This window comes from Streptomyces synnematoformans, from assembly GCF_039531005.1.
Lineage (GTDB): Bacteria > Actinomycetota > Actinomycetes > Streptomycetales > Streptomycetaceae > Streptomyces > Streptomyces synnematoformans.
Genome location: NZ_BAAAPF010000049.1, coordinates 1 through 12,408 on the forward strand (window position 1 = coordinate 1; position 12,408 = coordinate 12,408).

Sequence of the window (12,408 nt, forward strand, 5' to 3'; positions counted from 1 at the left end):
GAGGGCGTGCAGGGCGGCGTCGAAGAGGGCCGGGTGGAGGCCGAAGGCGTCGGCGAGGGCCGCCTGGGCCCCGACGCCGGTGTCGGGCAGCACGGGGCGGACGGCCTCGCGTACCCGCCCGGCGACGGCCCGGGGGCCGCCGGCGGGCAGCGGGCCGCGACGGCGGGCGGCGCCGTCGGCCAGGGCGGCGAGGACGGTGTCGAGGTACGGGCGGAGGGCGCGGGGGCCGGCGGGGCCGCCCGCGAGGGCGGCTTCGGCGGCAGCGGGCATGCAGGCTCCTGGGGGCGCCGGTCTCTTCAGAACCGGTGGGTGAGGTGAGGCGGGCCTAACCTACTTCCGGCTTTTCCCCGAAACGTGCTGTTCTTCCCGGCAGTTCGCCCGTACGTGGGAACGCGCGGGCGCGCCCGGGGTCGCGCCGCCGGATCTGCTAGGGCCTGTCGTTTGGATCTTGCTGGATCAGGGAGCGGCGTCTGGTGCTGTGCATCGCAAGGCGGAGGAGGGAGGCGACGCGGAGCGTCGGCGACCGACGACAACGCCGCGAGGTGCAGTGCCAGGCGTCGCGAGCCCAGCGAAGATCCAATCGACAGGCCCTAGGGGCGGCAGGCGCGGCCCGGCGCTCGCCTACCCGGCCGGCGGCCCCGCCGCCGCCCGGCGTACGCGCAGCGCCCGGCCGAGGTCGTCGAGCTGGTCGACCAGCCGGCGCCGCAGCGCCGGCACCGGCTCGCCCCGCTCCAGGCACTCCTCTCCCAGCCGCAGCGTCTCCTCCGCCACGAAGCCCCGGGGGAACCCCTCGCGCCCCGCCGCCGCGGCGATGGCGGCTCCGCGGCGCGCGGCGAGCGCCGGGGTCTCGGCGAACCAGCGCGGCACGTACGGCGCCAGCACCTCGCGGTGCTCCGGCTGCCAGAAGCCGCGGGCGGTGGCGGTGAACAGGTAATTGGACGGCTCCCCGGTGCCGGCCGCACCCCCGTCCCCGTACATCGCCGCCCAGGCCGCCGCCTTCGCGTCGGCCCCCGGCAGCGCGGCCAGACACCGCGCCGCGCCCTCCTGGGCGGAGGCGCCGGGGTCGCGGGCGACCTCCGCCTCGATCCGGTCCGGCCCGACGGCGCCGAGGACGGCGAGCCGCTTGAGGCAGCGCCAGCGCAGGTCGGGGTCGAGCACCGGGCCGCCGGGTGCGGTGCCGGCGGCGAGCCAGTCGCGTACCTCGTCGGGCTCGTCGGCGCAGTCGATGAGGGTGCGCAGCGCCGCGAGCCGGAGCCCGGGGTCGGCGCCCTCGTCGGTGCGGCGCAGCAGTTCGCGGCAGATCGCGGCGACGGTCGCGCGGGCCGCGGGCCGGTCGGCGTCGGGTACGTAGTCGTCGGCGACCGGGCCGCGGGCGAAGGCCAGCACGGCCTGGACGACGGCGAGGTCGGCCTCGGCCGGCAGATGCGCGGCGGCGGCCCGGAGGTAGTCGGCGGGCGGGAGTTCGGCGTCGCGGACCATGTCGCGGGCGGCGTTCCACAGCACGGCCCGGCTGAGCGGGTCGGGGATGCCGGACAGGCAGCGCAGCGCGGTCTCGCGGGAGCGGCCGTCCAGGCGGATCTTGGCGTAGGTGAGGTCCCCGTCGTTGAGGAGGACGAGGTCGGGCGCCCGCCCCTCGGCCGATACGGACTTCAGCCCGAGGTCGGCGTCGTAGTCGTGCTCCAGCCGCTCGCGCAGCGCCATGCGGCCGGGCTCGCCGGGGTCCTCGTCGTAGAGGCCGACGTCCAGCCGGTGCGGGCGCCGCCCGGTGTGCTCGACCTCCAGCACCCACACGTCGTCGTCGCCCTCCCAGGTCTCCGGCCGGAAGGTGTCGACGCCGGTGGTGCGCAGCCAGGCGTCGGCCCACTCGGGCACGTCGCGGCCGGAGGCGCGGGCCATGGACTCGATGAAGTCGGCGAGGGTGGCGTTGCCGAACCGGTGCCGGGTGAAGTAGTCGCCGAGCCCGGCGAAGAAGTCCTTCTCGCCCATCCAGGCGACGAGTTGGCGCAGCGCGCTGGCGCCCTTCGCGTACGAGATGCCGTCGAAGTTCTGCAGCGCGGAGGCGCTGTCGGGCACGCGCGGCGGGGCGACGGGGTGGGTGGAGGGCCGCTGGTCGGCGTCGTACCCCCAGCTCTTGCGGGCGACGGCGAAGTCGGTCCAGGTGCCGGTGAAGCGGGTGGCCTCGGAGAGGATCTGGTAGCCCATGTACTCGGCGAAGGACTCGTTCAGCCAGATGTCGTCCCACCAGCGCAGCGTGACCAGGTCGCCGAACCACATGTGCGCCATCTCGTGCGCGATCACCATGGCGCGGGTCTGGCGCTCGGTGTCGGTGACGGCGGAGCGGTAGACGAACTCGTCGCGGAAGGTGATCAGCCCCGGGTTCTCCATGGCGTTGGCGTTGAACTCGGGGACGAACGCCTGGTCGTAGGAGTCGAAGGGGTACGGCTCGGAGAACCGCTCGTGGTAGCGGTCGAAGCAGCGGCGGGTGACGTCGAACAGCTCGTCGGCGTCGGCGTCGAGGTGGGCGGCGAGCGAACGGCGGCAGTGCAGGCCGAAGGGCAGGTCGGCGTGCTCGGTGCGGACGGAGTGCCAGGGGCCGGCGGCGACGGCGACGAGGTAGGTGGCGATCGGCGGGGTGGGGGTGAGGCGCCAGCGGGCACCGGCGGCGGGGCCGGCCCCGGTGCCGGTGTCCGGGGCGGCGTCCGGGTCGGTTTCCGGATCCCGGTGGGCGATGCCGTTGCCGAGGACGGTCCAGCCGGCGGGCGCGGTGACGGAGACGTCGAAGACGGCCTTCAGGTCCGGCTGGTCGAAGGCGGCGAAGACGCGCTGCACGTCGTCGAGGAAGAGCTGGGTGTAGACGTACGTCTCGCCGTCCGCGGGGTCCGTGAAGCGGTGCATGCCCTCGCCGGTGCGCGAGTAGCGCATGGCGGCCTCGACGCGCAGTTCGTGCTCGCCCGAGTCGAGGTGCAGCGGGAGGCGGCCGTCCGCTAGCGCGCCGGTGTCCAGGTCCCGTCCGTCGAGCGTGACGCGTACCAGCTCGGCGGGCTTGATCTCGACGAACGTGTCCCCTGCCGCGCGGGCGGCGAAGGCGATGGCGGTGCTGCTGCCGAAGACCTCCTCACCGCGCGTCAGGTCGAGGTCGACGGCGTAGTGGCGGACGTCGAGGAGGCCGGCGCGGAACTGCGCCTCGGCGCGGGTAAGTGCGGGCATGGGGCTTATGCTGCCTCACCACCTGCGGGTACGACGACACCCCGGCGGCGCCGGACCCCGGACCGGCGCCGGGAGCACCGGGCGCGCGGCCCGCGCGGCTACGCTGCACGGCGTGCCGGACAGAACCCTGGAGGCGCTGGGCCTCGCGACCGTGCCCCTGCTGGAGCCGCTGGCCTATCCGGGGCCGCCGGCGCCCGGCCCCGCGCTGCTCGCCGGCGACCTGCTGCTGCCGCTGCGGCCCGTGCCCGGCGGGGTGGGGCGGTGGCGGGTGGCCGGGGACGACGGTACGGACGCGGGGCTGGACGAGACGCTGGCGGCGCTGGGGCAGGCCCCGGCCGCGGAGCGGTTCCCGGTGCTGGCGCTGGGCTCGAACGCGGCCCCGGGGCAGCTGCGCCACAAGCTGACGCGCCTCGCGCCGCCGGCGGTCGTGCCGCTCACGCCGGCGACGGTCCGCGGCGTCGGCGTGGGCGTCTCGGCGCACATCAGCGGCCCGGGGTACGTGGCGGCGGCCCCGTACGCCGACGAGTCCGCCGGGGCGCGGCTGTGGATCACGTGGCTGGACGACGCGCAACTGGACGCCGTGGACGGCACGGAGCTGCCGAACTACGGCCGCGCGCGGCTGCCGGCCGCAAAGTTCCCGGTGCGGCTCCCCACCGGGGAGCCGGTGCCGGGCGCGTACGTCTACTTCAACGCCCGCGGCGTGCTGGCCGGCCCCGGGCACCGACCGCTCCCCCACACCCCGGACCAGCCCGCCCTGCTGTCCCGCCTCCTCACCGCCTCCCCCCGCCTCCGCGACCTCCTCGGCCCGACGCCCCGCCACTGGGTCGCCCGCGCGGGCGCCGACGCGGCGGCGCGGGAGGCGGGGACGCGGATCTTCCGCGAGGAGGGCTGGCTGCTGCCGGAGACCGGCTTCGCGGCGTACGACGCGGGGGCCCGCGGGGCTACGGGGCCGGGGCTTAAGGGGCGGAGGAGTTGGCGATGGTCTCGTGGTGCCGGATGACCTCGGCGATGATGAAGTTCAGCAGCTTCTCCGCGAAGGCGGGGTCGAGCTTGGCGCTCTCCGCCAGCTCGCGGAGGCGGGTGATCTGCCGGGCCTCGCGGGCCGGGTCGGCGGGCGGCAGGTGGTGGGTGGCCTTGAGGCGGCCCACCTGCTGGGTGCATTTGAAGCGTTCGGCGAGCATGTGCACGACGGCCGCGTCGATGTTGTCGATGCTGTCGCGGAGCCGGTCGAGCTCGGCTCGTACGGCGGCGTCGGAGAGGCCGTCCATGGCCGACGGGGACGTGGAGTGGTCGGTCATGCGGCCACCGTAACAGGGGCGGAGCCGTTGTCGGTGCCGGCTGTTAGGTTGCTGGGCATGGCTGGAAACGTGCAGGCGGGGGCGGATCGGCGGGCGATGGCCGCGGCGTCGGTGACGGTGGTGCTGTGGGCGTCGGCGTTCGTCTCGATCCGGGACGCGGGCGAGCATTTCAGCCCCGGCGCGCTGGCGCTGGGACGGCTGCTGGCGGGCTCCGCCGCGCTGGCGCTGATCCTCGCGGTGCGCCGCGAGGGGCTGCCGCCGCGCGCGGCGTGGCCGGGCATCGCCGTCTCGGGCGCGCTCTGGTTCGGGGTGTACATGGTCGCGCTCAACTGGGGGGAGCAGCTCGTCGACGCGGGCACGGCCGCCATGGTCGTGAACGTCGGGCCGATGCTCATCGCGCTGCTCAGCGGCTGGCTGCTCAAGGAGGGCTTCCCGCCGATGCTGGTGGCCGGGCTCTGCGTGGCCTTCGCGGGCGCCGTGGTGGTCGGCATATCCACGTCCGACGGGGGGTCTTCCTCGCTCGGCGGCGTCCTGCTGTGCCTGCTCGCGGCGGCGACGTACGCGAGCGGTGTCGTCAGCCAGAAGCCGGCGCTCGCGCACGCCTCGCCGCTGCAGGCCACGGCCTACGGCTGCATGACGGGCGCGGTGCTCTGCCTGCCGTTCGCGGGGCAGTTGGCGGGACAGCTGGGCGACGCGCCGCTGTCGGCCACGGCCAACATGGTGTATCTGGGCGTCTTCCCGACCGCGCTGGCGTTCACGACGTGGGCGTACGCGCTGGCGCGGACCACGGCGGGGAAGATGGGCGCCACGACGTACGCGGTGCCGGCGCTGGTGGTGCTGATGTCCTGGGCGGCGCTGGGCGAGGTGCCGGAGACGCTGACGCTGGTGGGCGGCGCGCTGTGCCTGGCGGGCGTGGCGGTCTCGCGCCGGCGGGGTACGGGCCGCGGTGCGGGCGTCGTCGCGGCCGGCGGGCGCGTGCCGGCGGACGGCGCGGCGTCCGCGGACCCGGCGCGGGAGGAGAAGCCCTGCTGAGCGGCGGGGGTGCGCCCGGGCGGTGACGGGGTCCTCCCGTGGTACTACGGCCGCACGCAGATGCGGGCCGTGGTCGGACGATCCGCGCGGCCGCCCGGCCTAGCGTCCCCGGTATGACGATCGAAGTACGCGGGCTCACCAAGCGGTACGGCGAGAAGACCGCCGTCGACGACCTGACCTTCACCGTGCGCCCGGGGACCGTCACCGGCTTCCTCGGGCCCAACGGCGCCGGCAAGTCCACCACGATGCGCCTCATCGTGGGCCTGGATGCGCCGACCAGCGGCTCCGTCACGGTGAACGGGCGCCACTACGCGCGGCATCCGGCGCCCCTCGCCGAGGTCGGAACGCTGCTGGAGGCGCGGTCCGTGCACACCGGGCGCAGCGCCTACAAGCACCTGCTCGCGCTCGCCCTGACCCACGGCATCCCGCGCAGCCGGGTGGCGGAGGTGATCGAGGCGGTGGGGCTGGCCGGTGCGGCGCGCAAGCGCGCGGGCGGGTTCTCGCTGGGCATGGGGCAGCGGCTCGGCATCGCCGCGGCGCTGCTCGCCGACCCGGCGGCCGTCGTGCTGGACGAGCCGGTCAACGGCCTCGACCCTGAGGGCGTGCGGTGGATCCGCACCCTGCTCAAGGAGCTGGCGGCGCAGGGGCGCACGGTGTTCGTCTCGTCGCACCTGATGAGCGAGATGGCGCTGACCGCCGAGCGCCTGGTCATCGTCGGCCGCGGCCGGCTGCTCGCGGACACGACGGTGGCGGAGTTCGTACGGTCCGCCGGGCACGACGAGGTGTCGGTGACGTCGCCGGAGGCGGGCCGGCTGCGGGAGCTGCTGGCCGGCCCCGGCGTGGAGGTCGCCTCGGACGCGCCGGGCGTGCTGCGGGTCCGCGGCGCGGGCGCGGAGGACATCGGGCTGACGGCCGCCGCGCACGGCGTGCCGCTGTTCGAGCTGACGCCCCACCGGGTGTCGCTGGAGGAGGCGTTCATGGAGCTGACCCGGGACGCCGTCGAGTACCACGCGCACGGCGCGGGCCGGCCGGCGGAGGTCGCCGCATGAGCACCCCGTCCCTGGTCGCGCCCGGCCCGGGCGGCGCGGGCACCGGTGCCCGCGGCGGCGCGGGCGGCTACCGCGTGACGTATCCGGGCGTGCTGCGCTCGGAGTGGTCGAAGCTGTGGTCGCTCCGCTCCACCTGGTACTCGCTGGCGGCCGTCGTCGTGCTCGCCGTCGGCCTCGGCGTCGCCGTCGGCGCCACGTTCACCGACGGCGGCGGCGACGGTCCCCAGGATCCCGTCGAGGTCACCCTGCTCGGCCTGAACTTCGGCCTGCTCATCCTGCCCGTGCTGGGAATCCTCACCACCGCCGGCGAGTGGTCGACGGGGATGGTGCGGTCCACGATGGCGGCCGTGCCGCGCCGGCTCCCCGTGTTGTGGGCCAAGGCGGCCGTCTTCGGCGCGGTGAGCTTCGTCCTGATGCTGGCGACGGCGCTCGCGACGTTCCCGCTGGCGCAGGCGTTCCTCGCCGACACCCCCATCGCCGCCGGCCTCGGCGACCCCGGCGTGGCGCGGGCGCTGCTCACCACGGCCGTGGGGGCGGCGCTGATCGCCGTGCTCGGGGTGGCGGTCGGGGCGCTGCTGCGCAGCACCCCGGCGTCGATCGGGGCCTTCGTGGGGGTGCTGATGGTGGTGCCGAACGTGGCTCCGCTGCTGCCGTACGGGTGGGTCGAGGACGCCGTGGCGTACACGCCGCTGGCCGCCATGCAGCCGCTGGCGGCCGCCCACCCGGCGCCGGACCTGCCGGGGGTCGGCGCCGCGCTCGTCAGCATGGCCGTCTGGACGGCGGCCGGGCTGGCCGCGGCGGCGCTGCGGCTCCGGCGTAGTGACGTCTGAGAACCCGCCGGGCGACGATGGGCCGGGGCACGGGCCGGGGGCACGGGCCGGAGAGGCGGCCGTGACCGGAGTTTCGGCGGGCCGCGGGCGGACAACGGCGCAGGCCGGTGACGAGGGGTGGTGCGGAGGGCAGTGACGGCGGAGACGGCACAGGGAGCGCGGGCGCGGAAGGCGGAGAGGACGCCCCCGGGCGGAGGCCCGGGGGCGGTGCCGGAGCCGCCGCCCACGCACCGGATCCACGCGGCCGCGCAGCGCATACGGGCCTTCGACGCCCGCCACCCGTCCCTGTGGGACGTGGGGCTGGCCTGCCTCGTCGCCTTCCCCGGCTTCGTCCAGCTCACCCTCGGCGAATGGCGTGAGGACTCCCCGGAAGGGTCCGGCGCGGACTCCGCTGAGCTGGCGTCGGTGCCGATGGCGGTGCCGTGGCTCCTCCAGGTGGGCATGGTGCTGACGCTGCCGTGGCGCCGGCGGTATCCGTTCGCGATGTTCTGCGGCGTCGCCGCGCTGACCTTCGTCCACGACGCGTACCACCTGGCGCTCGCGTCCGTGATGGCCATCGGCGTGGCCCTGTACAACGTGGCGCTGCGGCTGCCGCTCTCACGGCTGCTGTGGGTCGCCGCGATCATTGCCGCGGAGATCGGCGCGGAGGTGCTGCGCGACCCGCCGGAGAACGTCGCCCGCGCATACGTGCCGGTGGTCGCCATCGTCGCGACGATCGTGATGGGCGGCATCACCACACGTACCAGACGCGAGTACGTCGCCTCGCTGCTCGACCGGGCCGAACGGCTGGAGGTCGAGCGCGACCAGCGGGCGCGGCTCGCCGCGGCGGCCGAACGCGCCCGGATCGCCCGCGAGATGCACGACATCGTGGCGCACAACCTCTCGGTGATCGTCGGCCTCGCGGACGGCGGCGCGTACGCCGCCCGCGGGGGCCGCACGGCACGGTCCGCGGAGCGGCCCGCGCAGGCGCTGGAGGCGATCTCCGCCACCGGCCGGGAGGCGCTGGGCGAGCTGCGCCGGCTGCTGGGCGTCCTGCACGAGCAGGGCCCCGGCCCCGGGCCCGCGCACCTCGCGCCGCAGCCGGGGCTGGCGGAGCTGGAGCCGCTGCTGCAGCGGGTACGGGAGGCGGGGCTGCCGGTGCGCTGCACGGTGCGCGGCGACTCGGGAACGCTGTCGGAGGGGCGGCAGTTGACGGTGTACCGGATCGTGCAGGAGGCGCTGACGAACACGTTGAAGCACGCGGGCGGCGGCGCGACCGCGGCCGTGCGGCTCGACTGCGCGGCCGGCGGGGCGGAGATCGAGGTGACGGACACGGGGGCGCCCTCCGGGCGAGGCGGTGGCGACCAGGGCGGGAGCGCGGGCGGACGCGGGCGGCGGGAGCCCGAGGCCGCGACCGGCGGCGGATCCGCGGGCGAGGAGACGTCCTCGCACGGCGCCGAATCGACGGACGGCCCCGCCGGGCGGGCCGCCGCGGGCGGCCGGGGCATCGCGGGCATGCGCGAGCGCGCCTCCGTCTACGACGGCACCCTCTCCGCGAGCCCCGCACCGGGCGGCGGCTGGCGGGTCCGCGCGACGCTGCCGCCTCCGGCGAACCCGGCGCCCGCGGACGGACACCACCGCCGCCGACCCGCGTCCCGTATCCTCTCCCCGTCCGCCGCTCCAGACCTCCCCGACCCCGTCCCTCCGCGGAACTCCCCGTCCGCCCCCGGCAGCCCGGCCCCGCCCGGCAGGCCGCCCGCCCCCGGATCCCCGCCGGAGGCGACCCCGTGACCAGCGTGCTGATCGCCGACGACCACGCCCTGCAGCGGCTCGGCTTCCGGATGCTGCTGGAGACCCAGGACGACATGGCCGTCGCCGGCGAGGCGGGCGGCGGGGCCGAAGCGGTGCGGCTGGCCGCCGAGTTGCGGCCGGACGTCGTCCTCATGGACGTCCGCATGCCCGGCCTCGACGGCATCGAGGCCACCCGCCGCATCGCCGCCTCCGGCGGCCGGACCCGGGTGCTGATCCTGACGACGTTCGACCTCGACGAGTACGCCTTCGCCGGGCTGCGCGCCGGCGCCAGCGGGTTCCTCGTCAAGGACGCGATGCCGGACGAACTGCTCGCCGGGATCCGCGCGGTGGCCTCCGGCGAGGCGGTCGTCGCGCCGGCGCTGACCCGCCGGCTCATCGAGCGCTACGCGCACCTGCTGCCCGCCGGCGGCGAGCCCGCCGCCGCGGGCCCGGACCCGCGGCTGGCGGTGCTCACCGACCGGGAGCGGGAGGTGCTGCGGGCCGTCGCGCTGGGCTGGACGAACGGCGAGATCGCCGAGCGGATGCACCTCGCCGAGTCGACGGTCAAGACGCACGTCGGCCGGATCCTCGGCAAGACCGGTGCCCGGGACCGGGTGCAGGCGGTGATCTTCGCGTACGACACCCGCCTGGTACGGCCCGGCTGACCGGTCCGCCGGACCGGTCCGGGTGCCCGGCCTACCCCGGTCCCCCGGCGCCCGGCGCCCGCGGGGCGTCCTCCGCGACGGGCGGGTCCCCCGGCTCCGGGGGCCGGTCGCTCCAGCCGCCCGGCGCCGTACGCCCCTGCTGGTCGCGGAAGCGCACCGGTGCCACCCCCACCCGGCGGGTGAACAGCCGGGAGAAGTACGCCGGGTCGTCGTACCCCACCCGCCGGGCGACCGCCGCGATGGGCAGCTCGGTGGCGGCGAGCAGCTCCTTCGCCCGCCCGAGCCGTATCCCCAGCAGGTAGTCCTTGGGGCTGCACCCCGCCGCCCGCCGCACCGCCGAGCGCAGCTCCGCGGTCGTCATCCCGTGCCGCGCCGCGTGCTCGGCGACGGACAGCGGCAGGAAGGCGTCGCGCGCCAGCGCCGGCAGCACCGGGTCGCCGTCCGGTGCCATGTCCGCGCGCGCCCGGCGCAGCGCGACGAGCAGGTCGTGCACGGCCGCGGACGTCTCGACCTCCAGCATCGGGTTGCCGCGGCGGGCGGCGCGGGCGATGCGGGTGACGACGGTGCGCGGCCCGGTGGCGTCGCTGAGCGGCACGACGGGCCGCTCCGGCTGGACGTAGCCCAGCTCGGTGTACGCGGCCACGGCGGAGCCGGTGAAGTCGACGAAGGCCTCGTCCCAGCCGGTCGCCGGGTCGGGCCCGTAGTGGTGGACGGCGCCGGGGACGAGCCACAGCAGCGCGGGGGCCACCACGTCCAGCACCGGCCCGCCGCCGCCGCGGAACCAGCCGCGCCCGCTGCTGACGACGACGGCGACGTGGTGGTCGAGCGTCCGCGGCCCGACGTCCGGGAGGTCGCCGTACTGCAGGCCGACGCCGAGGCAGACCAGGCCGAGCTTGCGGTGCACCGGGCCGGGGGTGAAGTAGCGCACCCAGGTGTGCTTGCTCATCGCCCGCCCTCCTCGCGTTCGCCGCCGCCGAGTCCCCGCACCCGTCCGGGCGCCGGGCCCGGGCACCGTCGATCTTCGTCCATGGACGGGCAGGTGGCCAGGGGGCGGGGGTGGTCCGGGGCCGGCGGGCGGAGCCGGGGCTACGCCCCCTCCGCCAGCCGCGCCGGAAAGCCGCCGGTGGCCACCGGACCCCACCGCTCCGGCGTGATCCGGATCAGCGACTTCCCCTGCCGCACCATGGCCCGGCGGTACTCGTCCCAGTCCGGGTGCTCCCCGGAGATGTTGCGGAAGTACTCCACGAACGGCTCCACGTCCTCCGTCGCGTCGATCACCTCCGCCGCGCCGTCGACCTGGACCCACGGCCCGTTCCACTCCTCGGACAGCACCACGATCCCGACCCGCGGGTCCCGCCGCGCGTTGCGCGTCTTGGCCCGCTCCGGGTAGGTGGAGACGACGATCCGCCCCGCGTCGTCGACCCCGCAGGTCAGCGGCGACGCCTGCGGCGAGCCGTCGGCCCGCCGGGTGAGCAGCAGGGCCCGGTGCCGGGGCCGTACGAAGTCGAGCAGCCCGGCGAGGTCGACCCGGGTGTTGGTGGCGATGTGGGGACTCATGCGCGTCACGATACGTCGCCGGGGGCCGTGGGGCGGTGCCCCGTAGAGTGGTCGGGAGTCGGACACCCTGGGGGTCGCCGGTGGGCAGCGCAAGCGCGGTGGTGCACGGATTTCCGCATCTGCGGACCGTGCGGTCGGCCCTGACGGCGCTCTACCGGCGGATCACCGCGGACTTCCTGCACGCCAACTTCGCCGTCAGCGTCCCCGCCGCCGACGTGGCCCTGGCCCCCGGCGAGGACCTGCACCTCGGCGTCCAGCGGGTGGCGCGCGCCCTGGTGCAGCACCTGCAGCTGCCGGACGCGCGCATGATCGTCGGCTTCCGCGACATGCCCGAGGCCGCGGTGGTGGAGCTGGCCGCGGGACCCGAGTACTTCGTCGAGCTGAACCCCCGCTTCCGCGACCACCCTCGGGACGTCGGCGGGGCGCTCGCGCACGAGGTGATGCACGTCTACCTCGACCGCCTGGGGCTGTCCTTCCCCGGCACCGCAGAGAACGAGGTCCTCACCGACACCGCGACCGCCTACCTCGGCGCCGGCTGGCTGCTCCTGGACGCCTTCCGGGAGGGCGGCGGCGCCTCGCAGCGGTTCGGCTACCTCACGCCCGAGGAGTTCGGCTACGTCGTCGCCAAGCGGGCCGTCGCCTTCGGCGAGAACCCGGAGACCTGGTTCACCAGCCCGCAGGCGTACGAGGCGTACACCGCCGGCATGCGGGTGGCCCGCCGCGACGCCCAGCGGCCGCCGCTGACGGCGAACGGGCGCCTCGGGCGGCGCCGGTACGCCAAGGACCGCCGGCGGGCGCAGGAGCTGTTCGCGCGGGCGGGCGGCGGCGGCCTGACGACGACCGCCGCCCCCGAGGACGGCTACGCCTTCGAGAACGGCCCTCCACTGCGGGTGTCGTTCCCGTGCCCCGTCTGCCACCAGCGGATCCGGGTGCCGGTGCGCGGGCACGTCCGGGCGCGCTGCGGGCTGTGCAAGGCGGTGCTGGAGTGCGACACGTGACC

11 protein-coding genes and 1 pseudogene are annotated in these 12,408 nt (G+C 76.3%); 7 read left to right on the plus strand and 5 right to left on the minus strand.

The window, feature by feature from the left end:
• A pseudogene (locus tag ABD317_RS11195) lies at positions 1–270 on the minus strand (hypothetical protein); the annotation flags it as partial.
• A gap of 351 nt (positions 271–621) precedes the next feature.
• On the minus strand, positions 622–3,207 hold the full coding sequence (gene pepN / locus ABD317_RS11200; RefSeq protein WP_344289628.1) for an aminopeptidase N: 2,586 nt from the start codon (positions 3,205–3,207) through the stop codon (positions 622–624).
• Positions 3,208–3,319: 112 nt separating this feature from the next.
• Between pepN and ABD317_RS11205 the strand changes: the two genes are divergently transcribed.
• Positions 3,320–4,207: a hypothetical protein gene (locus ABD317_RS11205; protein WP_344289629.1), complete on the plus strand. Its 888-nt coding sequence runs from the start codon at positions 3,320–3,322 to the stop codon at positions 4,205–4,207.
• Here the strand turns inward: ABD317_RS11205 and ABD317_RS11210 are convergent.
• Positions 4,164–4,505 carry a chorismate mutase gene (locus ABD317_RS11210; RefSeq protein WP_051438175.1) on the minus strand — a complete coding sequence of 114 codons (342 nt, stop codon included), beginning with the start codon at positions 4,503–4,505 and terminating at the stop codon, positions 4,164–4,166. The two genes, ABD317_RS11205 and ABD317_RS11210, sit on opposite strands and share 44 nt — an antisense overlap.
• 96 nt (positions 4,506–4,601) lie before the next feature.
• Between ABD317_RS11210 and ABD317_RS11215 the strand changes: the two genes are divergently transcribed.
• The 5 genes from ABD317_RS11215 to ABD317_RS11235 all read left to right on the plus strand — a co-directional run bounded on the left by ABD317_RS11215 (position 4,602) and on the right by ABD317_RS11235 (position 9,851).
• Complete coding sequence (locus ABD317_RS11215; protein ID WP_344289649.1) at positions 4,602–5,537, plus strand: DMT family transporter; 936 nt, start codon at positions 4,602–4,604, stop codon at positions 5,535–5,537.
• A 113-nt stretch (positions 5,538–5,650) separates the two neighbouring features.
• Positions 5,651–6,586 (plus strand): ABC transporter ATP-binding protein, encoded by a 936-nt coding sequence (locus tag ABD317_RS11220; protein WP_344289630.1) that lies wholly within the window; start codon positions 5,651–5,653, stop codon positions 6,584–6,586.
• A complete protein-coding gene (locus tag ABD317_RS11225; protein WP_344289631.1) occupies positions 6,583–7,416 on the plus strand; it encodes an ABC transporter permease in 834 nt (277 codons plus the stop codon). Before ABD317_RS11220 ends, ABD317_RS11225 begins: the two co-directional genes overlap by 4 nt.
• 207 nt (positions 7,417–7,623) lie before the next feature.
• Positions 7,624–9,186 (plus strand): sensor histidine kinase, encoded by a 1,563-nt coding sequence (locus tag ABD317_RS11230; RefSeq protein WP_344289632.1) that lies wholly within the window; start codon positions 7,624–7,626, stop codon positions 9,184–9,186.
• The gene (locus tag ABD317_RS11235; RefSeq protein WP_344289633.1) at positions 9,183–9,851 is read left to right on the plus strand and encodes a response regulator; all 669 of its coding nucleotides are present in this window, start codon (positions 9,183–9,185) and stop codon (positions 9,849–9,851) included. The genes ABD317_RS11230 and ABD317_RS11235 overlap by 4 nt, the downstream gene beginning before the upstream one ends.
• Before the next feature lie 31 nt (positions 9,852–9,882).
• Here ABD317_RS11235 and ABD317_RS11240 read toward each other — a convergent pair whose 3' ends face one another.
• Both ABD317_RS11240 and ABD317_RS11245 read right to left on the minus strand, forming a co-directional pair.
• On the minus strand, positions 9,883–10,797 hold the full coding sequence (locus ABD317_RS11240; RefSeq protein WP_344289634.1) for a helix-turn-helix domain-containing protein: 915 nt from the start codon (positions 10,795–10,797) through the stop codon (positions 9,883–9,885).
• Between the two features lie 140 nt (positions 10,798–10,937).
• Positions 10,938–11,408 (minus strand): PPOX class F420-dependent oxidoreductase, encoded by a 471-nt coding sequence (locus ABD317_RS11245; RefSeq protein WP_344289635.1) that lies wholly within the window; start codon positions 11,406–11,408, stop codon positions 10,938–10,940.
• A gap of 80 nt (positions 11,409–11,488) precedes the next feature.
• Between ABD317_RS11245 and ABD317_RS11250 the strand changes: the two genes are divergently transcribed.
• Entirely contained in the window at positions 11,489–12,406 is a 918-nt protein-coding gene (locus ABD317_RS11250) for a hypothetical protein (protein ID WP_344289636.1), read from the plus strand.
• The last annotated feature ends 2 nt before the right edge of the window (positions 12,407–12,408 follow it).

Excerpts from the sequence above, each read along its gene's own strand:
- pepN (WP_344289628.1), bottom strand. The coding sequence starts at position 3,207 with ATGCCCGCACTTACCCGCGCCGAGGCGCAGTTCCGCGCCGGCCTCCTC.
- ABD317_RS11210 (WP_051438175.1), bottom strand. The coding sequence starts at position 4,505 with ATGACCGACCACTCCACGTCCCCGTCGGCCATGGACGGCCTCTCCGAC.
- ABD317_RS11215 (WP_344289649.1), top strand. The coding sequence starts at position 4,602 with ATGGCCGCGGCGTCGGTGACGGTGGTGCTGTGGGCGTCGGCGTTCGTC.
- ABD317_RS11220 (WP_344289630.1), top strand. The coding sequence starts at position 5,651 with ATGACGATCGAAGTACGCGGGCTCACCAAGCGGTACGGCGAGAAGACC.
- ABD317_RS11225 (WP_344289631.1), top strand. The coding sequence starts at position 6,583 with ATGAGCACCCCGTCCCTGGTCGCGCCCGGCCCGGGCGGCGCGGGCACC.
- ABD317_RS11240 (WP_344289634.1), bottom strand. The coding sequence starts at position 10,797 with ATGAGCAAGCACACCTGGGTGCGCTACTTCACCCCCGGCCCGGTGCAC.
- ABD317_RS11245 (WP_344289635.1), bottom strand. The coding sequence starts at position 11,408 with ATGAGTCCCCACATCGCCACCAACACCCGGGTCGACCTCGCCGGGCTG.